This window comes from Allobosea sp. AAP35 (assembly GCF_001295925.1).
GTDB lineage: Bacteria > Pseudomonadota > Alphaproteobacteria > Rhizobiales > Beijerinckiaceae > Allobosea.
Window position 1 is genome coordinate 81,167 of record NZ_LJHQ01000017.1, and the last position, 20,892, is coordinate 102,058.

Below are 20,892 nucleotides of genomic sequence, written 5' to 3' on the forward strand. Positions count from 1 at the left end.
CCCAGCATCGATGCCCTGTAAAGAGTCAGGCGCGAAAGAGGTCTCTGGGGCCCTCGGGCGTGTCACCAAAGTTCAGAGATGGGCTGCCGCGCCCGAGGACCTCATTGTTTGAAGCCGATGACCACGCCGTCGGCTCCGAGTGACAATTGCAAACCCCTTCGCTGCGTCGTCAGGCGAAGGGTCACCCCCTTGGCGTTCCGCAGCCACAGCCGTCCTCGCCCCTCGTCTCCGATGGCCCAACCTTCGCGAAGCTGCACATAGGCGCCGGCGAAGTCCCCAACATCGCGAAGGCCGTAGACCTTGCCCGTAGCGCGGAGTGTCGAGGCGCCGATCCCGCCGATCCCGAGGCCCGCCACCGTGATGCCGTAGACCCTTTGGCCGAATTTCAGCTCTCCGCCGCCAACCGCCCCGGAACCGATAAACGCGACCTGCAACTGCCGAATGCTGACGGAGCCGGTCGCAGGACCCAGATTGCGGGACTGTGCAACGGAAGGGCTACACCACACAAAGCAGCTCAAGAAAAAAGCGCAGATGATGGTCTTCATGATCGCCCCCCCGGGCACTGGCCTGTGAGCTTTGCCGCAAGACGCAGCCTTGCAGACTTTGAGGCCTGCCTCAATGGCATGTTCGACCAGAGCGCTGGCGCAAGCCCTCCAATTCAACCCCTTACCCAAATGGGGTCATGATTTCGAGGCCCGCGGCCCCTTGCACATCGCTCATGGACCACGCTGCTACTGATTTCGTCGACGGATTATGGCTTGTGGCGCGCCCTCGACCAGCCGGATGCATGCCGCAGATTATGCGTGTGTTTGGCACATGCCGCTGCTAAGAATTCATCCAACAAGTTTTGCATAGCCCGGGGGGGACGATGCGATACACCGTGCGGCACGCACTGATCGGTGGCTTTGCGGCCAGTATCATGGGCAGTGGGGTTTCGACGGCCGTCAGGGCCGCTGATGCTCCCAAACCTTTGCTCCCGATCCTGGCATCCCACCCCACGGGCTGGCAGTTCCAGGCAACGGCCTATGGCTGGGCCACCGCTCTCCACGGCGAATCCGGCGTGCGCAATCTGCCCCCTGTCAGCATCGACATGACGTTCGGCGACGTGCTGGAAAAGCTCAACGGCGCCGTGATGGGCTCGCTGCTCGCCAAGAACGGCAACTGGATGATCCTGACGGATCTGGTCTGGGCGCAGATCTCAGCCGATGCGCGCGTAAAGCTGCCGGGCGTGCGACGCCCAGCGCTGGCTGCGATTTTGCCGGGCACGCAGGTCGAGTTCGAGATGCGGCAGCTGATCGCGTCGGCCATCGCCGGATATCGCTTGCCGTTGACGAGCAGCGATGTCGATCTCTACGCCACCGCGGGCATCCGCTATCAGCGCATCACCGGCAAGATCGAGGCGACGCCCGGCCTGATTCCGATCACGATCAGCAACAGCAGCGTCGAGCACTGGGCGGACCCGATCATCGGCCTGGCCGCCACCTGGCGCATCAACGATCGCTGGTTCGTCAATGCGATTGCCGATGTCGGCGGCTTCGGCGTCGGGTCGCGTTTCACGACGCAGGGCTTCGCCTCCGTCGGCTACCGCTGGACGGATGCGATCTCGACGGCTCTTGGCTACCGGGCGATCTACACCGACTACCGCAAGGGAGGCTTCAGCTACCGCGCCACGCAGCATGGCCTGTTTTCCAGCATTGCTTATCACTTCTGAATCCTTGGGCAGGACTGGTGCCGACTGACCGAGCGTTTGTCGGTCAGGGTCGCATCTCAGGCACGAAGGCGCCAATGTTCATCGATCGCCGCGCGTATCGAATATTTCACGAGGCGAAGCGGCCGGCCGTCATTGACCTGAATCAACGGAAGTCGTCACCATCTGACATAAATTCCTAGGCTAGAACGGGGAGATGATCATGAAGACTTACAAGGTCTCTGCTGCCATCGGCGCTCTCGTTCTGGGCGCTTCGCTCGGTTCACCGACGGCCCCCTTCGCCCAGGATGCGGGAACGCTCGACAAGGCGTCGGCGGAGCGCCTGGCGCAGAAGCCGGGCTATTCGCCCTATGCCGGGCGCAATTTCCCAACCCGTCCGTTTTTTGGCGACACCCATCTCCACACCTCCTTTTCCATGGATGCCGGCGCCTTCGGTGCCCGTCTGGGCCCGAAGGAGGCCTATCGCTTCGCCCGTGGCGAAGAAATCACCGCATCCGCAGGCGAGCGCGCCAAGCTGTCCCGGCCCCTCGACTTCCTGGTCGTGGCCGACCATTCCGACGGGATGGGCTTCTTCCCCCTGATCGTGGGTGGCGACCCCGTGATCATGGCGAGCCAGCAGGGGAGAAAATGGCATGACATGATCTTCTCGGGACAGGGTGCGGCGGCCGCGATCGACATCATCGAGAATTTCGGAAAAGGCTCGATCGACAAGGAGATCATGCCGGTGCCCGGAACCCGCGCCTACCAGTCCGCCTGGCAGCAGACCATCAAGGCGGCCGAGGAGGCAAACGATCCGGGCCGCTTCACGGCTTTCATCGGCTACGAATGGACCTCGAACACCGGCGGCAACAACCTGCATCGCAACGTCATCTTCCGGGACAATGCCATGCGTGCAAGCCAGGTGGAGCCCTATACGACGCAGGCGCCTCTCGGCAGCGACAATCCACGAGACCTGTGGAAGTGGATGTCCGCCTATGAGGCGAAGACCGGCGGCAGCGTGCTGGCGATCGCCCATAACGGCAATCTCAGCAACGGAATCATGTTTCCGCTGATCGAATCCTTCACCGGCAAGCCGGTCGACAAGGAGTATGTCGAGCAGCGCGCGAAATGGGAGCGTCTCTATGAGGCGACCCAGACGAAGGGCGACGGGGAAGCCCATCCCTTCCTCTCGCCCAATGACGAATTCGCCGACTTCGAGACCTGGGACAAGGGCAATCTCGACGGCAGCGCCGCCAAGACCAAGGACATGCTCGAATTCGAATATGCCCGGTCGGCGCTGAAGAACGGCCTCGTGCTGGAGCAGCAGCTGGGTACGAACCCGTACAAGTTCGGCCTGATCGGCAGCTCCGACGCCCATACGGGGCTGGCGGCGATGGAGGAGGACAACTTTTTTGGCAAGACCACGCCACAGGAACCCAGCCCCGAGCGCATGACGAAGACCTTCTTCGCCAATGCGCAGACGGGCGTGAAGATCATGGATTGGGAGGTTTCGGCGTCGGGCTATGCCGCCGTATGGGCCACCGAGAACACGCGCGAGGCGATTTGGGATGCGATGCAGCGCAAGGAGACCTATGCGACGACCGGGCCGCGCATGGCGGTGCGCTTCTTTGGCGGCTGGGAGTTCGACGAGGCCGATGCGCGCAACCGGTTGCCCGCCCAGATTGGCTATACGAAAGGCGTGCCGATGGGCGGCGATCTGAAGACGGCGCCGACCGGCAAGGCGCCGACATTCCTCGTCGCGGCCCTGAAAGACACGATCGGCGCCAATCTGGACCGCATCCAGATCATCAAGGGCTGGGTCGGCAAAGACGGAAAGACGCAGGAGAAGGTCTATGACGTGGTCTGGTCGGGCGATCGCAAGCCCGGCCCCGACGGCAAGGTGGCCTCGGTCGGCAGCACGGTCGATATCCAGAACGCGACCTGGACCAACACGATCGGCGCGCCCGAACTGATCGCCACCTGGAAAGACCCTGATTTCGACGCCAGCCTGCGCGCTTTCTACTATGTCCGCGTTCTCGAGATCCCGACCCCGCGTTGGACCGCCTATGACGCGAAGCGCTTCGGCAACAAGCCGTTGCCGGGCACCGCGATGACGATCACCGAGCGCGCCTACACGTCGCCGATCTGGTATACGCCGTGACCTGCGGGCGTCGCGCCCGGCACCTGTTGACGACGCTGGCTCTCGTCGGCGGGACGACGCTGGCTTCAGCCTGCGGCTTCGAGGATCCAAAGGGGGCCGATACGGCGCGCGGCGCCATCAACTGGATCTATCCGGACGCGTTGCATGTGACCTCAGCGGTGTGGCGGGCCCAACTGGAAGGCGTCATCCGGCGTGACGAACGTCCGGAAGCCGTGCGCGCCCTGTTGGGCTATCGCAGGACGGCGGCCGATCTTGTCAAGCTGCGCGACAGGCTTGTTGTGGCAATGGACGGGGAGGCTGGGCCCAGCCTGTCCATCCTGCTGATCGGGCCGATGCTGTGGACCCGGTTTGCGCCCGCACAGGACGGGCTCAGCATGGCCATGCATGTCGATGGTGCGCAGGCGTCTGACATCGTCATCGTGACGGACGAGCCCGTCGTGACGGCGCTGGCCTCGGGGCAGATCACGCCGCTTGCCGCACGGCAGAAGGGCTTGCTTCGGCTCTATGGCACAATCGATGGCCGGATCAGGACGGCCAGTTGGCTCGACCGCCTGCAGGCGCCGCTGACGGCCATGGCCGAGATTCCGCAAAGCGAGATCGAGAGCCGAGTTGTGCCATGATCCGGCGATTGCTCAAGGAACCGCTGGTGCATTTCCTGGCGCTCGCACTGGCGATCTTCGCGCTCTATGGAGCGCTCGACCGGAACGCCGCGCCTGCGGGCGACGATATCGTGGTGACCGGGGCCAAGATCGAGCAATTGGCCGGCCTCTTTGCCAAGACGCGGCAGCGTCCGCCCACGTCGAGCGAGGTCAAGGGCCTCATCGACGATCACGTGAAGGAGGAGATTCTCTATCGAGAGGCGCTCGCGCTCGGCCTCGACAAGGACGACACCGTCATCCGTCGCCGACTCCGGCTGAAGATGGAGTTCTTGAGCCAGGCGCAAGCCGAGGCTGCGACGCCCAGCGATGCGGAGCTGGAGGCCTACCTCAAAGGCAACCCGGATCGGTTCCGGATCGAACCCAGGCTGGCCTTGCGGCAGATTTTCCTGAGCCCGGCGCGTCGCGGTGAAGCCATCGAGCAGGATGTCGCCTCCCTGCTTGAAGCCGTGCGTGCCAGCCCCGACGCGGACCCAACGACGCTGGGGGACCCCACCATCCTGCCGACCGAACTGCCGCTAACGCGGAAGGCCGCGATCGATCAGATCTTCGGCGGCAGTTTTGCGAAAGCAGTAGCCGCTGCGGATCCAGCAACTTGGGTAGGGCCGGTCAAATCGAGTTTCGGCCTTCACGTTGTTCGCATCAATGAAAGCGAAGCCGGCAGGCCAGCAAGGCTGAACGAAGTCCGCGACGCCGTCGCCCAAGCCTGGGCGAACGAAAAGCGGCTGCAAGCGGAAGAGGCGCATTTCGCGGAGCGGCTGAAGCGCTACCGGGTGCGGATCGAAACACAGGTTGGAACCACCGTCGCGCCGGGGCGAGATCCGTGATCCGCCTGCTGGCCCTGCTGATCGGTTTGGTGCCGCTGATCGCGGCGGGGCCATCGGCAGCCCATGAGCTACGCCCCGCCTATCTGGATATCCACGAAACCAAGGCCGGCGACTTCGCGATCGTCTGGAAAACGCCGGCGCTCGGCGAGATGAGGCTCGGGCTTTATGTCCGCTTGCCCGAAACCTGCCAGCCGATTGGCGAGCCGGTCAACTCCTTCGAGGCGGGCGCCTTCTTCGAGCGCTGGACGGCCCGTTGCCCCGATGGCTTGCAAGGCCGCAGCCTAACGATCGACGGTCTGCGGACCAGCCTGACCGATGTGCTGGTGCGCCTCGCCTCTGCCGATGGATCGACGCAGGTCGCGCGCCTGACGCCGGAGATGCCAAGCCTCGCCATCACCGCTTCTCAGACAACGTTCGAAGTCGCACAGACGTATTTTGTCTTGGGCGTCGAGCATATCCTTCTCGGTTTCGATCATCTCGTCTTCGTCTTCGCGTTGATGCTCCTCATCCGCGACCGGTGGATGCTCGTTAAGACCATCACGGCGTTCACGGTCGCCCACAGCATCACGCTGGCGGGGGCGGCGCTGGGCTTGATCAGCCTGCCGCAGAAGCCGGTCGAGGCGGCTGTCGCGCTGAGCATCGCTTTCGTCGCAAGCGAACTCGCGCGCTCGCAATCAGGCCAACGCCGCCTCTCGGAAACCTATCCATGGGTCGTGGCCTTTGCCTTTGGCCTATTGCACGGCTTCGGCTTTGCCGGTGCCCTGAAGGAGATCGGCCTGCCGCAGACCGATGTTGCGCTGGCGCTGCTCACCTTCAACGTCGGCGTCGAGGCCGGGCAATTGCTGTTCGTCGCGACCATTCTTCTGGCCGTCCGGGCATCGAGCGCCCTGCTCGCGATTCCGTTGGGACCCGTCCGCATGACGGCGTCTTACATGATCGGCACGATGTCGATGCTGTGGTTGATCACGCGTATCGAGAGTTTCTGGAGCTGACCGATGTCCAACCATCTTCGCCGCCTGACTCTCGTCTGCACGTTCTTAGCCGCGCTGGCGGCAAGCGGTTGCGCCTCGCGGCCCGAGACGGGGTTTCTCGCCGCGGTCTCGGACGCGGCGCCCGGTGCGACCGAACACAGCATCCTGGTCGCGACCACGCGCAAGCGCGACGAGCGGCCCGGGACCTTGTTCAGCGGGGAGCGGGCCAAGCCGCTCGATTTCGCGATGGTGCGGCTATCGGTGCCCGCCACGCACAAGCAGGGCGAGATCGAATGGGCCTCGTCGGCGCCAGGCAATTCGCAGACCGATTTCGTGGTGCGCCAGGCCGGCTATCTCGATGGCGAGAAGGCGTTCCTGGCCTCGCTCAACGCGCAACTGGCGCTCCGCCCGCGCGGCAGCCGCAAGGTGCTGCTGTTCATCCACGGCTACAACACGATGTTCGCCGAGAGCCTCTATCGCTTCGGCCAGGTGGTCCATGATGCCAAGGCCCCGGCGGTGCCGGTGCTGTTCACCTGGGCGTCGCGCGGCGCGCTGACGCAATATGTTTATGACACCAACAGCGCCACGGCGGCGCGCGACGACCTCGAGCGCACCATTCGGCTGATCTTCGACAGCAAGGCCGAGCAGGTGAACATCCTGGCCCATTCGATGGGGAACTGGGTCACTGTGGAGGCGCTGCGGCAGATCAAGATCTCCGGCAAGGCGCCGCCGATCGGCAAGCTCGGCCGGATCGTGCTGGCGGCGCCCGACATCGATGTCGATGTCTTCAAGTCGCAGATGCGCCGGTTCGGCAAGCCGAAGAAGCCGTTCTTCATCGTCGTCTCCAAGGACGACAAGGCGCTCGCCGCCTCGCGTTTCATCGCCGGCGGGCAGGAGCGGCTCGGCGCGGATGGCGATACGACGGAGCTCGCCGAACTCGGGGCCGTCGTCATCGACATGACCGACGTCAAGGCGACGGATTCGACCAATCACGGCAAGTTCGCGCAGCTCGCCGAAATCGCCCCGCAGCTGCAGCGCGTGCTCGAGCATGGGGTCCACAAGCCGCACAGCCCCGGCAGCGCCACCCATGACGCCGTGTCCGGATCGCTGGAGGCGATCGTGGCTGCTCCGCTGGCGATCCTGGGACTGCCGCTGAAGATCATCACCCGCTAGCCACGGCTCTGCGGACCCCGGCCGGGGATGCCCAGAGCCCTAATCCCGGCCTATGCCAGCAACGAAACTGGCGCGACACCAACCAGAGGGAGAACATCCATGAACATCAAGAACTCATTCGTACCCGTTCTCGGTCTGCTCGCGAGCACACTCAGCATCGCTCCGATCGAACCTGCTTCGGCGGTGGTCTACTGCAAGACAGTGGGGGTGCCGAAAGGCTGCGTGGCGCGCGTCGGAGCGCCTGTCGCGCGCCGCGCCGTGGTCACGCCCGGCGTCGGCGCCGCAGGTGTCGGCGTCCGCGCAGGCACGCCGATGAACCGAGGCGGGCCGGTGAACCGCGCCGGCCGGCGGTAACAGACTCGCGGATTTCAAGGTCTGCTGCTCCCGGCGCATCTCGCCCGGACAACCGGCCAGCGATTTGGCCCTTTCCGGACATCCGGAGCGGCCGCTTCCTGGCCGTACAGCTCGGCTTAGGCATCGGACCCTGACTTGGCCTCATATCAGATCCACGAAGTCCGGCTTCGTTCACTGAACCGAGCTTCAGAGCTCCTACCTCGCAGCGGCATGTGACAGCCGATTTGCGGGCAGACTGAACTGGAATGAGACGATCAGAGATCGCAGTTCTTGAACAGCCGTCGAACGCTCCCATTGGCGTCGGATACATCTCAGTCGCCGCGCTCACGAACGAAAAGGCCGCTCAGGCGAGTGGGGGCGCCCTTTCGGGCGCCCCCACTTGCTATCCTGCGTGCCGGGCGGTGCTCAGACGAAGCGAAAATCGTCCGAACCGAGCGCGGCGAGATCGACTCCCTTGAGGGTGAGCGTGGTGTCGGCATCAAAGCTGAACACGGTGTCGGCCCCAGACTGGCTGGCGGCCTCCATCGCATCGTCGAAATCGGCGAAAAGCCCGATCGAGAACTCCAGCACGTCGGCGCTGGCGCCGGTTGTGCGGAAGTCGGTGATCATGTCCCGGCCGAAGCCTGCCGCGAAGACGAAGACGTCGTGGCCGGAACCGCCGGTCAGCTTGTCGTCACCCGCGCCGCCGGTGATGCGATCGTTGCCGGAGCCGCCGTCGAGCGTGTCGTTGCCCGCGCCGCCGAGGACGGTATCGTCGCCCGAGCCGGCATCGACGACGTCGTCGCCTTCGCCCGCCTCGATCACGTCGTCGCCCGAGCCCGCCTTGACGATGTCGTTGCCGATCCCGGCCGCGATCAGATCGTCGCCGGAGCCGCCATCGATCTGATCATCGCCCGCGCCACCCAGAAGCGTGTCGTCGCCCGCGCCGCCCTTGAGCACGTCATTGCCGGCGCCGCCATCGAGGGTGTCGTCGCCATTGCCACCGGTGAGGACGTCGTCGCCCGCATTGGCCGGGCCGTAGCTGAGCACGACGCCGCCCTGGCCGTCCCCGGCCAGGCTGAAGCCCATGCCGGAGAAGTCCTGGGCCGGATCGAGCTGCAGCGTCACCGGGCCGGTCGCCGCGCCGGTCAGGGTCAGGAGATTGCCAGCGCCGAGCGTCGCGCTGTCAGCCGCGATCCCCGCAAGCGCGATGCGATCCTCCTGGCCGAAGCCCGCGATCGTGCCGGCAAATCCGCCATCGGCGAAGAGCGCGGCCTCAAGCGTCAGCGTCTGGGCGCCTGCGCCGAAGGCGACGTCGTAGCCCTCATCCGTCAGCGTCCAGTCGCCGGCAAGTTCCACCGCCTCGACATCGGTCAGCGCCCCCAGCGTGCCGGTGCCGCTCAGCACCAGCGTATCGGTGCCGGCGCCGCCATTGATCGACCCGACCGCCGCCGCGCCGGCCGCGATCACCAGGCGGTCATCGCCCTCGCCGAGGCGGAAAGCCTCGATGCCGGTGAAGAGGTCTCGGCCCAACCCCTCGGCCGAGACCGTGCCGGCCACCAGATCGAGCGCGATCGCAGCCGTCGCGCCAGACAGCACCAGCGTATCTCTGCCCTCGTTGCCCTCGAGCCGGTTGTCGCCGGCATCGCCTTTGAGGACATCGTCGCTGGCGCCGCCGATGACGTTTTCGATCGCGATGAGCGTGTCGGAGCCGCTCTCGTCGCCCTCGGCCGTGCCGGCCGCGAGATCGACGGTGACGCCGGCGGTGTCGTCGGCGTAATCGGCCGTATCGATGCCTGCGCCGCCATCAAGCAGATCGTCGCCCGCGCCGCCGGCGAGACGGTCATCACCGTCTCCGCCGATCAGTTCGTCATCGCCCGCGCCGCCCAGCAGCACGTCGTCGCCGGCCTGACCGTCGAGGACATCATCGCCCTCGCCGCCTTCGACCGTGTCCCTGCCGTCGCCGGCCTCGACCAGATCGTCGCCCTGCCCCGCCAGGATCACGTCGTCACCCGACGTCCCGACCAGCACGTCATCGCCCGCCGTGCCGAGCAGCGGACCGCCGGCAGCCGGTTTCGCCAGCGAGACGACCGTCACATCATCGAAGCTCACGCCCTGGCTGCCCCAGGAATAGAGGCCGAAGGTGCCTGACGTCAGGCCGCGGTCCTCGATCGGCAGGGGAAACAGTGCCTCGCCATCGAGATAGGCCGAAATCCGGTGATCGACGATATCGACCCGCAGCGTCGTGTCCTGGCCAATCGCGTATTTGTGCCAGGCCTGACCAAGCACCTCCTCGATGCCGTCCTGCAGCCGCACGAGGGTCCAGACCTGATACTGATGGTTCAGCTCCATCTTATAATAGTTCTCCGGGTCCTGATAATAGAAGACCAAGCCAAGGCCATCATCATCGGGCGTCCGGAACGAGGTTTCGATGGAGTAATCCTTCCAGCCATAGGCACCGGCGGCCTGCGCATCGTAGACGGCGATGGTGCCCTTGCGCAGGATGTAGTTGCCGTCGCCCAGCGGGCTCCAGCCCTTTTGCCAGTCATTGGCATTGCTCGGTCCGCCCGCGGTGAGCTGCTCGCTGTAGATGTTGGATTTCTGGACGAGCCGGCCGCCTTCGACCGCCCAGTCGGACGGTCCCTCGATCGTGCCCTCGTCGAGGATCGACCAGACATTGTCGAGCGCGCCGTTTTCGAACCGGTCCTGCATCAGCACCGTGTCGCGGCCGACGACGTCGACAGCGACCACGTCCGTAGAGACCTTGCCCGTGCTGTCGGTGACTTCGAGCACGACCTGCTTGGTGCCGACCGGCAGCATGACGGCCGCGTCGGCCGTTTGCGCCAGAACCTCGCCGTCAAGGAGCCAGCGATAGGACACGATGTCGGCCGGACCGAAGGACGATTTCGCCGAGAGCTGGACAAGCGCGCCGTCTTCACCCTCGGCGGCAATGGACCGCACATCGCCCTCGCCATGGGCCGTCAGGGCGAGCGTGTTGACGATGACATCGTCGAAGATCGAGCTCTTCTGGCCGCTGGAATAGACCCCCACAGAACCGCCCGCGAGCGGATCGGTATCCGTCACCGGCCCGTCGAAGACGCTCTTGCCGTCGAGCAGAACGTCGATCCGGCCGTCGGACACCACGACGCGCAGATCAAGTGCGTCATTGAAGCGATAGCCGGCCTTCGTCTGCGCCAGCACGGTTTCGACACCGTCCTTGACCCGCACGAGGCTGCGCGAAACGGCCTCGTTGTCCATGACGAAGCGATAATGGTTTGCGGCGTCCTGATAATAGAAGACCACACCGATATCGTCATTGTCGGTCGACTGCAGGGTCACGTCATAGCTGTAGTCCGTCCAGTCGCGTGCGGATTGTGCCTGCCAGACCAAGAGCTTGCCGGCCGCATCGCTGCGATCATGCAGCGCACCTTCGCCATCGGCGGGTTGATCGGGCGCATGGATCGAGCCCTTGACGCTCCAGCCGTCCAGGCTTTCGGCGGCGTTGCGGTCCCACAGGGAGAGCGTGCCCTCGCCGAAGCGCGGGTCGAGGCTGCCATTGTCGAAGTCGAACTGGATCGCATGCGCGGGATCAATCTGCGATTCCTGCATGATGCCGCCGGCCTTGGCGCCACCGAGCGAGCCGATCTCGGCCGCGCTCATCACCTTGTCGGTGAAGAAGACGCTGTTGGTATAGCCATGCAGGGTTTCGAAGTTCCACTGGAAATGGCCTTCGTCGGTGAAGATCAGGAAGCCCTTCTCCGGATCGATCTGGTAGCGCGAGGTCGGCATCGCCTGCGAGCCGACCAGAACCCCCTGCAGATACTTGTTGAGGGTGACGGTGCCGTCACCATTGTCGCTGACCGTCAGCGCGATGCGCTGCCATTGATCGACCGCGAACTTGCCGGTGTAGGCGCCGTTGATGCCGATGCCGCCGGCCATGTTCACCAGGAAATCGGCATCGCTGAGATTGGTCGGGTCGGTCTGGAGCAGCGCCATCCAATGGTTGGTCGCCTCCGGGGCGAAGACGTCCCAGATGATCGTGTAGCTCTTGAGAGCGCCGCCATCGGCCGCGGCGAAGCCCGGCTTGATGAGATAGCCCTCATCGGGGCGCGTCGCCGGAAACTCCATGATCTCGTCGCTGCCGCCAGGCAGCGAGATCGCACCAAGCTCTTCGGTCGTGCCGAATTCCGTGGCCTCGAAGATGCTGTCGAACTCGACCACCGAAAACGCGCCGTCGCCATGGCTGGGGGCAAAGGGATCCGCTGCCGGGAAGTCGAACTGCACGGCATTGCTGCCGGCGGGCGCTGCAGCGGTGAATCCGTCAGCGTCAGCCTTGCCAAGGGCGGTGACCTGCGCCGCCGTCAGCGGCTTGTCGGAGAACATGACGCTGCTGACATAGCCGGACTGGGTCTGGAGCGCCGTGCCGTTGGGCGCATTGTCGGAGAAGATCAGGAAGCCCTTCTCGGGGTCGATCTGAAAGCGCGACGTCGGCATCGACTGCGAACCGACGAGTACGCCATCGACATATTTGGCCAGCGTCGAATTGCCGTTGCCGAGATCGGTGACCGTCAGGACGACCCGCTGCCAGACGCCGTATTGGAAAACGCCCTTGTAGTCGCCGTTGATGCCGATGCCGCCGGCGGTGTTGATGAGGACATCGGCGTCATTGGTGGCGGACTGATTGGGGTCGGTCTGCAGCAGGGCAAACCAAAGTCCCTTATTGGCCACCGGCACCAGAATATCCATGGCCAGCGAGTAGCTCTTGATCGGAGCGGTCGAGCCGAATTCAGGGCGGATCAGGAAGCCCTCGGTGGTGGGCGCCGTCGCCGGGAAGAACATGGCGCTGCCTGCGCCGCCCGGCAGGGCCGGCAGGCCGAGCTGCTCGGTCGTGCCGAAGGCGATCTTGTCCGAGAGGTCCGGCGCGCGGGGCGTCGGCGGCTTGCTCCAGCCATCGGCATTGCCGTCGTTGAAATTATCGACGAGCAGGGTGTTCTCGTCGGAGACCACGACCCGGGTCTGATCGAACGAGACCTTGCCGCTCGCGTCGGTGACATGCAGCGTGAAATCGTGCTTGCCGGCGGCAAGCGCGATCGTGTCGACGGCGCTGGTCGCCACGATGGTGCCGTCAGCGTCGCGCCATTCATAGGAGCGGGCGCGGTCGGCATTCAGCGAGTCGCTGCCGTCCAGCGTCACCTGCGCGCCGGACGCGTCCGACGGCGCCTCGACGAAGACATCGCTGCCGGCCTTGGCCTGGGCGTAAAGCTCCGGCGTGCTCAGATCGAGGCCGGTTATTTCCTGCTGGTGATCGCGATAGGGGCCGGTCAGGCCGTCGCGGTCGAGTTCCTCCTTGTCGCGATAGCCGGTGAGATAGGCGTCGCGCTCGGTGAAGTAGGTCGAGGTGAAGATGCGGTCATTATCCGGATCGATCGTCAGCAGCCGGATGGCGCCTTCGCCCCCGCCGGTGACGATCTCGGTCGAGGAGCCGCTCTGGTAGTTCACCATCATCTCGATGACGCTGTTGCCGAACTGCGAGTAGCTGATGTTGGTCTCGGCGGAATCGCCCAGCACATGGCCTGACAGCGTCATCACCACATTCGGGTACTGGCTGGTGAGCAGGCGGTAGACAGCCTCGCCGTCATTGGCGCCTTCGGCGGCGTTGGCGACGCCGTAGCCCTGGACCGGAGCGGCACCGATCGTCGAACCCATCGCGTCGCTGCGGCCGGCATAGGTGGTCAGGGTATGAGATGCGATGATGACGCGGTGGTCGAGGTTGGCCTCGATCACCTCGCCGGCCCAGCGCAGCACGTCGTCGCGGGGAGCGAATTCGAGGCTGAGCACCATCCATTTCGTGCCGTCGGGCGCCGTGAAGCTATGGTAGCTGTTGGCGGAGCGCTCTGGCTCGGCGTCATAGACGCCGCGGAACGTGCCGGGGTTGGTCGCCGCCTGCGCGTCCGGCGAGAAGAGATTGTCCAGAAACGTCGTGGAGTGATCAGCGGCCGACCCGCCGGCGGCCTGGTCGTGATTCCCAGGCAGGATCGAGTACGGGATCTTGCCGTCGAGCCGGTGGAGCGCTTCCGATGCGATCGCCCATTGGGCCGTGTTGTTGTTGTCGGTGACGTCACCGAGGCCGACGACGAAATCGATGTTCAGGCTCTCGGCATTGTCGGCCAGCCATTGCGTCATGTCACCGAAGACATGGTTCTTCGCGGCATTGGACGTGTAGCTTTGGGTATCGGGCAGGGCCGCGATCGTGAACGCGTTGGCGCCGGCGGCGTTGACGCGGACATTGTCGGTGACCGAGGCGCCAGCTTCCGTGGTCGCCGTGATCACGAGATCGGCGTAGCCGAGGCCGAGCGCGCTGACGGTCAGCACGCCATCGACGATCTGCGCCGAGACGGCGCTGCCATCGCTGCTCGCAACCGAGAACGTCGCGTAGCTGTCGCCAAAAGCCGCTTTGAGATCGACCTGCTTGGTCGCGTCGGCTCCGATGCGCAGCAGCATGTCATTGATGGGGTTCAGGTAAGCCATGGTCGATCCTCTCCGTGCGGAACTGACGGGTGATGACGCAACCATTGGACGGGCGAGCGCAGCCCTTCCAATAGAAAGGACCAATGGCTCTTATAGGCGGCCCGTCCGTGGGGGATCGGCGGGATGAACGACGCCCAGCTGCGCTGCTTCCACATCGCCGCCACCGAGGAGAGCATCACCCGCGCGGCTGCCCGGCTGGGCATCAGCCAGCCGACCGTCTCCGCGCAGATCAAGATCCTGGAGGAAGGCTATGGCGTGCAGCTGTTCCGGCGCGTCGGTCGCCGGATCGAGCTGACGGATTTTGGCGCCCATCTCAAAGTGATTACCGAGCGGATCTATGCTGCCCAGGACGAAGCGCGGGAGTTGCTGATCGGCCACCAGAACCTGAGCAAGGGGCATCTGCGCATCGGAGCGGTCGGCCCCTATCACGTGCTGCCGATCCTGCAGGAACTGCGGATCAAATATCCGGATGTGACGTTCTCGCTACGCGTCGGCAACTCGACCGCGATCTTCGACGCGATGGCGCGCTACGACATCGACATCGGCATCATGGCCGATCTCAAGGCCGGCGACAGCAAGTACCATATCCAGCTGCTGCGGCGCGATGAGATCGCCCTGCTGGTCCATCGCGAACACCCCTTCGCGCGGCGGGGCACCGTGTCCTGCGCCGAACTGGCAAGCCAAACCATTATCATACGGGAGCCTGGTTCGGTGACGCGCAGCGCTTTTCTCAATGCGCTGACCTCTGCGGATCTCGCGATGCCGCAATGTCTCGAGATCGAGTCGCGCGAGGCGATCAAGGAGGCGGTGGCCTGTGGGTTCGGCATCGCACCCGTCCTGCGTTCGGAAGCCGGCGAGGATCGACGGTGCGTCCTCGTCCGGATCGCACCGCCCGCACCGAGTTTCGACGAATATGTCGCCTGCTCCCGCGATCTGATGCGCACGCCGTTGATCAAAGCGTTCCTCGACGCGGCGAGTGCCGTCAGCGACCGGCTCGAAACCAGCCGACAACACGCGGCGACGGAATGACCTGCGTCCATCGCTGCGCAATCACGATTAAATGCACCGATGAGCTTGCATCACCGTCATCGGAGTTGCGCCATGCCCGACACCCCAAAAACGCAGTGCGGATAAGCGTCGCGCGGCGTATCGGCGCGGCCACGACCGAGGTCAAGGGCAGTCACGTCGTCTTCCTGACACAGCCCAAGGCCGTGACCGATGTCATCGAGGCCGCAGCGAAAGGGGCTCTGGCCAAGGTGAAGTAAACGCCTGACCCACGCCAAGGCATCAGCGTGTTTTGCCCAGACCTCTGTCGGCGACTGCGCGCATTTTCTTTTCAGGTGAAAGGAGATCGGCGCCCGTTCAAGAGGCGCCCGCGTTCATCGACGATGAACGCGGGATTGACGGAGTGCCGATCTCGATACGCTGCAATGGAGGGCGCGTTCGAATAATCATGTGCACAGCCTTATCCGTTCTCATTCCCTCGAACTCAGTTGCTCGGCGGCGCGCTTTGCATAGGGGGACGTCGATGGGCCAAGGACCGCATAGCCGAGATCGCCGGTGAACCAGAAATAGGCCGTGACATCGCCGTCCTGCCGCGCGTTGAGATCCGCCTTGCGCGCCCTGGCCAGCGTCTTGACATAAACCGCGATCGGCTCGCCCATCGGGTCGGCGTAAACGAACATGCCGCCCGGCCCCTCGTCGCTGGCCAGCAGCCGCCCGCCCCGAAAGGCCAGTCCGACGCCCGAGAGATCGGGCAGGACGATGTCTTGCCGGAGGTGCTGCGAGATCATCTGCCTCATGACCGCAGCTTGGGCCGCCGGAAACTCGACCGTGTCGACCGAGCGGCCCGCGAAGGCGCGAAACGCGACGACGGCATCGGCCATTTGTGGTCGCGCTGCGACCGGGGCCGGCTCCTGCCGAACCAGGGCAGCGCCCAGCAGACCGCCGACAGCAAAAAAACACAGGCCGGCGGCCCATTGCTGATAGTGCGAAACATTCAGCGCAGATCGGCGACGCCGGACCTCGGAGAGTCGCAGCGACGGCGGGATGGGTTCTTGAGCGCGCATCTGGGCAGCGGCCCGCAAGGCCTGGGTGTCGGCGCGATGCTGTTCCGCGCGGCTCCGCAGCGCCGGTTCCGAGGCGAGGAAAGCTTCGACCTCGCGCTGCCGGTCCGGTGCGAGCCGGCCATCGATGAAGGCCTGGATGTCGTCATCGCCGATCGGACCCGAATGCGACATCACTTCATCCTCCGAAACGGGGTGACGTTGCTGCCCTCCAGCTCGGCGCGCAGGCGCTCGCGGGCGCGGCTCAGGCGCGACATCACGGTTCCGATCGGCACTTCGGTCACTCTGGCGACCTCCTGATAGGTCATGTCCTCCACCGCAACCAGTTCGAGCGCGATGCGCTGGTCCTGCGGCAGCCGCGACAGCGCCGCGAGCGCGTCGCCGAGATGGAGAGCCTGGTTCTGGTCGCCCGACGGGTCGGCATGGTCGGCACTTTCGTCATGGGCGAACCGGGCGAGATCGCGCTGGCGGCGGCGACCATGCCGGTGCAGGTTAAACAGGATCTGGAACAGCCACGCCCTGACGCTGCCCGGCTTTCGCAATTGCCGCCAGCGTGACAGCGCCTGCAGCAGCGTGTCCTGGACCAGTTCGTCGGCATCGTCGGGGTTGCGGGCAAGCGAGCGCGCAAACCGCCTCAGGGCCGGGATCTGGGCTTCGATTTCGAGGTCGGACACGCTGCCGAGCATGATCAGGGGCCCCGGTTGCCGCTGAGCGAGGGATAGTCGTCGCCGCCCCGTCGCAGCGCCTCGAGGCGTCCGCGCATGCCCTGCATTTCGGTCTGCTGGCCTGCGAGGATGCTCTGCGCGATCTCGCGAACGAGCGGGTCGCGCCCGTCGCGCAGCACCAGCCGCGCCATCTCCACGGCGCCCCAATGGTGGGGCACCATCATGACGAGGAAGTCGATGTCGGGATTGCCGGACGGTGGATCGGCGTGCATGTCCTGCATCATCTTTTCCATGCCGACATGCATGTCCTTGATGAAGCGGTCATAGCCCCCCGGGGCGGCCGGGATCGTAGCGGCGGGAGCCGGGCTTGCCGTCGGACCCTGCACCTCTGCCGGCGGAGCCGTCGCACTGCCCTGACGGCCATGACCATGATGGGCTCCATGGCCATGATGGGCTCCGTGCCCGCTGTGCTGGGCGGGCACGGGCCCGTCCGTGATCAGCGCCAGGAGTGTACCGAGCGAGAAGGCCATCGTCTGCTCTCCTCACGCGGTCGCGCTGCGTGCGCCGGGGCGCACATAGACGAGGTTGATCGACTTCTTGTTGCGCAGCTTGCCGGATGGCAGATCGAGAGTCCCGAGCGGAATCTGCTTGGTGAAGCGCGGGCGCAGCGGATCGCTGACGTCGAAGACGCAGCAGACCGTCTGTCCCGCATGCGGCGAGCCGGGCAGTTCGTCCAGCTCGTGGGCGACATAGAGCTTGCTGTTGGACGGGTCGGTCCAGATGCCGTGCGCCTCTCGCCCATGGCTGAAGAAATGGCCGACGACGCGGCGCTGGCCGGGAGGCGCCGACCTGTCGATGATGGCGATCCGGCTGGCCGCCCGGCCATCGGGCCCGTTATCATCGACCCGACCGAACGTCGCGTAGGCGACATTGCCGCGTTCGCTTCGCACAAATTCGACATGGTTGGGGCGCGCCCGGTCGCCAAGCGGCAGATGCTCGAGAAGCTTGTGCTCGCCGCCGGCTTCGTAGACCGAGAGGCCATCGGCGAGCTTCTGCGAGATCCAGAACTCGCGGCCATCGGGGCTGATCTTCAAAAACGGAGCGAAGCCGAAGCGATCCTGCGCCGAGGTATCGATCGTCGCCTTGCGCTCCGTCGTCGAGAAGCCCTGCGCGTCATAGGTGACGCTGAACACGTCAATGCGTGGAATCTTCTGCGAGATCACGAAGGCGGTCTCGCCGCCGGCCGAGAACCAGACCATGGCGGGCCCCGGCAGGACGGGGACGAAGCGGCGGATCGCCGCGCCGCGCGGCAATTCGCCCGCCGATTCCGCCATGGCGCGCTGGACGTCGATGATGGCCAGCCTGTTCTCGCCGCGCAGCGCGACCCAGATCTCCTTGCCGTTCCTTGTGAAGGTGGGCTCATGCGGCTCGCGACCGACAAGGATGCCGGAGGTCAGGGAATCCGCGGCCGTCGTCGGGCCGGCCAGCGGATTGGGCTGATTGCCGATGACCTTCAGCGTCACCGCATCGACGAGATAGAGATTGCTCGTGCCGCGACCGGCAGTCGCGAAGATCCGCGAATCCGGCGACGGCACACAGCCATGGATCGAGATCGCGCCATGATAGAGCGGCTTCTGGATCATCTCTCCATGGGTCGGCGTGACATTGCCGGTCACGAAGCGGAACGGAGGGCGCGCATCCTCGTCGAAGCTGGTCAGATTGACGGTCGACAACACCTCGTCCGACACCGGATCGATGACGCTCAGCGTGTTGGAATCCTCGTTGGTGATGAAGACACGGTCTCCCGCTCGCGGGCCCGACTGGGCGGGCGGCGTCTGGGCCCGGGCTGCGTTCGATCCCAGCGCCGCGGCGGCAACAGTCGCCTGGATCACGGCGCGCCGGCTTGGCCCATGTGCGTTTCTGCTCGACATATCCTGCTCCTGGTTACGGGAGTGAGATGTGCGAGGGCATGAACTATTCCGTCGAGGCCACGACTTCACGCTTCTGTGAAGCGGTCAGGCGTGGCGTTAACTTCGCGGACGTTCAACCGGAGAACAAACCCGGCATCGGATTCCTGATCCGCTGAAGCGGGGTGCGGGGGCGCACCGCGCCCCCGCGATCCTCTTCGCAAGCGATGCTCAGCTCTTCAGGAAGGCGAGCATGTCCTGGTTCAGGCGGTCCTTGTGGGTCTCGGAGAGACCGTGCGGGGCGCCCTCATAGACCTTCAGGACGGCATTCGGCAGCAGCCGCTTGACGGCCCGCGCGGTCGTCTCGATCGGGACGATCTGGTCGTCGTCGCCATGGACGATCAGCGTCGGCCGGTCGAGCTTCTTCAGATCCGCGACGAAATCGGTCTCCGAAAACGCCTTGATCGAGTCGAAGGTGTTCTTGAAGCCGGCCTGCATGCCCTGCGCATACCAGGCTTCGATCGCGCCCAGGCTCGCCTTCGCGCCGGGGCGGTTGTAGCCGAAGAAGGGGCCCGCCGCGATGTCGCGGAAGAGCTGGCCACGGTCGGCGAGGAAGCCCTTGCGGATGCCGTCGAAGACCTCCATCGGTACGCCGTCGGGGTTGCTGGGCTTGCGCAGCATGATCGGCGTCACCGCGGCGATGAAGCCGACCCTGGCGACCCGGCCGGTGCCGTGGCGGCCAACATAGCGCGCGACCTCGCCGCCGCCGGTCGAGAAGCCGAAAGCCGAGACGTCTCTGAGATCGAGCGCCTCGATCACCTCCGCCAGGTCGTCGGCATAATGGTCCATGTCATTGCCGTCCCAGGTCTGGGTGGAACGGCCATGGCCGCGGCGGTCATGGCTGATGACCCGGAAGCCGTTGTTGGCGAGGAAGAAGGCCTGGTTCTCCCAGCTGTCGGAGGACAGCGGCCAGCCATGGCTCAGCGTCACGACCGGGCCGTCCTTGGGGCCCCAGTCCTTGAAATACAGCCGCACGCCTTCGCGGGTCACGACATGATCGCCATCGACGATCGGCTTGGCCCGGCGGGCGGGCGCCTTCGCGGCGGGCCGCGTCTGGGCTGCGGCTTCGCTGGCCGCCAGCGACGCGGCGGTTACGGTGACGGCAGCCAGCGCGATCCCGGTCAAGAGGTCGCGGCGGGCGGGGCTGCTGGCGGCGGTTTCGGTGCGGTTCGACATGATCTCGTCTCCTTCTGGTTCGGTTGGCCCGGCGGAGGACCGTCGGTCGATCTGAAATCGCTAACGATTAGATCGTGAGCGATTGAATAAATGGCAGCCTTGCGCCTGTCAATCCTTTGCGATTTAATCGTGTGCGATTATTTTAGGACGGAACCCAGGAGGATCCGATGCCGACCACCCCTTAAGCTCAGCCGAGCGACGAACCGAGACTGAGCGATTTCCTGTGCTTTGCGGTTTACTCCGCCAGCCACGCCTTCAACCGGCTCTACAAGCCGCTGCTCGACGAGCTCGGCCTGACCTACCCGCAATATCTGGTGATGGTGACGCTCTGGGAGCGCGATGACCGCACCGTCGGCGAGATCGGCGAGCAGCTCTTCCTTGAGTCGAACACGCTGACGCCCTTGCTCAAGCGCATGGAGGCAGCGGGGCTGGTGTCGCGCAGCCGCGACCCTGCCGACGAGCGCCAGGTGCGCCTGCGGCTGACGGGCGAAGGTCGCGCGCTGCTCGACAAGGCAAGGCTCGTCCCGCCCTGCATGCTCGAGGCGACGGGGCTGACCGGTGAAGAGGCCCGCAGCCTGACCGATCAAATCGGCGCCCTGCGAACGCGGCTGTCTGCATCCGAGTGACGCGGAGCGCCGGCATCACGTCCAGGTAAGCTCGGCAAGGCCGATTTGTCGCTGCG

The 20,892-nt window shown here is 65.1% G+C and carries 17 protein-coding genes; 10 read left to right on the forward strand and 7 right to left on the reverse strand.

The window, feature by feature from the left end; translation table 11 throughout:
- Positions 1 to 101: 101 nt before the first annotated feature.
- The gene (locus IP69_RS06715; protein WP_054142040.1) at positions 102 to 545 is read right to left on the reverse strand and encodes a hypothetical protein; all 444 of its coding nucleotides are present in this window, start codon (positions 543 to 545) and stop codon (positions 102 to 104) included.
- A 323-nt stretch (positions 546 to 868) separates the two neighbouring features.
- Here IP69_RS06715 and IP69_RS06720 point away from each other — a divergent pair, with 323 nt between their 5' ends.
- From IP69_RS06720 to IP69_RS06750, 7 genes are all read left to right on the forward strand, one after another.
- On the forward strand, positions 869 to 1,711 hold the full coding sequence (locus tag IP69_RS06720; RefSeq protein WP_197279712.1) for a hypothetical protein: 843 nt from the start codon (positions 869 to 871) through the stop codon (positions 1,709 to 1,711).
- Between the two features lie 199 nt (positions 1,712 to 1,910).
- On the forward strand, positions 1,911 to 3,848 hold the full coding sequence (locus IP69_RS06725) for a DUF3604 domain-containing protein (protein ID WP_054142075.1): 1,938 nt from the start codon (positions 1,911 to 1,913) through the stop codon (positions 3,846 to 3,848).
- 26 nt (positions 3,849 to 3,874) lie between these two features.
- Positions 3,875 to 4,468 carry a hypothetical protein gene (locus IP69_RS06730; RefSeq protein ID WP_156323328.1) on the forward strand — a complete coding sequence of 198 codons (594 nt, stop codon included), beginning with the start codon at positions 3,875 to 3,877 and terminating at the stop codon, positions 4,466 to 4,468.
- A complete protein-coding gene (locus IP69_RS06735) occupies positions 4,465 to 5,331 on the forward strand; it encodes a peptidylprolyl isomerase (RefSeq protein ID WP_054142043.1) in 867 nt (288 codons plus the stop codon). The genes IP69_RS06730 and IP69_RS06735 overlap by 4 nt, the downstream gene beginning before the upstream one ends.
- On the forward strand, positions 5,328 to 6,323 hold the full coding sequence (locus tag IP69_RS06740) for a HupE/UreJ family protein (RefSeq protein WP_054142044.1): 996 nt from the start codon (positions 5,328 to 5,330) through the stop codon (positions 6,321 to 6,323). Before IP69_RS06735 ends, IP69_RS06740 begins: the two co-directional genes overlap by 4 nt.
- Positions 6,324 to 6,326: 3 nt before the next feature.
- Positions 6,327 to 7,475, forward strand: coding sequence for an alpha/beta hydrolase (locus tag IP69_RS06745; RefSeq protein ID WP_054142045.1), 1,149 nt, complete (start codon positions 6,327 to 6,329; stop codon positions 7,473 to 7,475).
- A gap of 99 nt (positions 7,476 to 7,574) precedes the next feature.
- Positions 7,575 to 7,829, forward strand: a complete 255-nt coding sequence (locus tag IP69_RS06750) for a hypothetical protein (RefSeq protein ID WP_054142046.1) — start codon at positions 7,575 to 7,577, stop codon at positions 7,827 to 7,829.
- A 405-nt stretch (positions 7,830 to 8,234) separates the two neighbouring features.
- Here the strand turns inward: IP69_RS06750 and IP69_RS06755 are convergent, their stop codons facing one another.
- A complete protein-coding gene (locus tag IP69_RS06755; protein ID WP_054142047.1) occupies positions 8,235 to 14,336 on the reverse strand; it encodes a metallophosphoesterase in 6,102 nt (2,033 codons plus the stop codon).
- Positions 14,337 to 14,459: 123 nt separating this feature from the next.
- Between IP69_RS06755 and IP69_RS06760 the strand changes: the two genes are divergently transcribed.
- Complete coding sequence (locus IP69_RS06760; RefSeq protein ID WP_054142048.1) at positions 14,460 to 15,365, forward strand: LysR substrate-binding domain-containing protein; 906 nt, start codon at positions 14,460 to 14,462, stop codon at positions 15,363 to 15,365.
- Between the two features lie 95 nt (positions 15,366 to 15,460).
- Positions 15,461 to 15,601 carry a hypothetical protein gene (locus IP69_RS21770; RefSeq protein ID WP_248306746.1) on the forward strand — a complete coding sequence of 47 codons (141 nt, stop codon included), beginning with the start codon at positions 15,461 to 15,463 and terminating at the stop codon, positions 15,599 to 15,601.
- Positions 15,602 to 15,811: 210 nt separating this feature from the next.
- Here the strand turns inward: IP69_RS21770 and IP69_RS06765 are convergent, their stop codons facing one another.
- From IP69_RS06765 to IP69_RS06785, 5 genes are all read right to left on the reverse strand, one after another.
- The gene (locus IP69_RS06765; RefSeq protein WP_054142049.1) at positions 15,812 to 16,576 is read right to left on the reverse strand and encodes an anti-sigma factor; all 765 of its coding nucleotides are present in this window, start codon (positions 16,574 to 16,576) and stop codon (positions 15,812 to 15,814) included.
- Positions 16,576 to 17,088: a sigma-70 family RNA polymerase sigma factor gene (locus IP69_RS06770; protein WP_054142050.1), complete on the reverse strand. Its 513-nt coding sequence runs from the start codon at positions 17,086 to 17,088 to the stop codon at positions 16,576 to 16,578. Before IP69_RS06770 ends, IP69_RS06765 begins: the two co-directional genes overlap by 1 nt.
- A 2-nt stretch (positions 17,089 to 17,090) precedes the next feature.
- Complete coding sequence (locus IP69_RS22105) at positions 17,091 to 17,597, reverse strand: DUF305 domain-containing protein (RefSeq protein ID WP_197279714.1); 507 nt, start codon at positions 17,595 to 17,597, stop codon at positions 17,091 to 17,093.
- A gap of 12 nt (positions 17,598 to 17,609) precedes the next feature.
- Complete coding sequence (locus IP69_RS06780) at positions 17,610 to 18,998, reverse strand: YncE family protein (RefSeq protein WP_054142051.1); 1,389 nt, start codon at positions 18,996 to 18,998, stop codon at positions 17,610 to 17,612.
- 207 nt (positions 18,999 to 19,205) lie between these two features.
- Positions 19,206 to 20,213 carry an alpha/beta hydrolase gene (locus tag IP69_RS06785; protein WP_248306747.1) on the reverse strand — a complete coding sequence of 336 codons (1,008 nt, stop codon included), beginning with the start codon at positions 20,211 to 20,213 and terminating at the stop codon, positions 19,206 to 19,208.
- Between the two features lie 206 nt (positions 20,214 to 20,419).
- On the opposite strand from IP69_RS06785, the gene IP69_RS06790 reads away from it, so the two are divergent.
- Positions 20,420 to 20,836, forward strand: coding sequence for a MarR family transcriptional regulator (locus IP69_RS06790; protein ID WP_054142053.1), 417 nt, complete (start codon positions 20,420 to 20,422; stop codon positions 20,834 to 20,836).
- Positions 20,837 to 20,892: the final 56 nt, after the last annotated feature.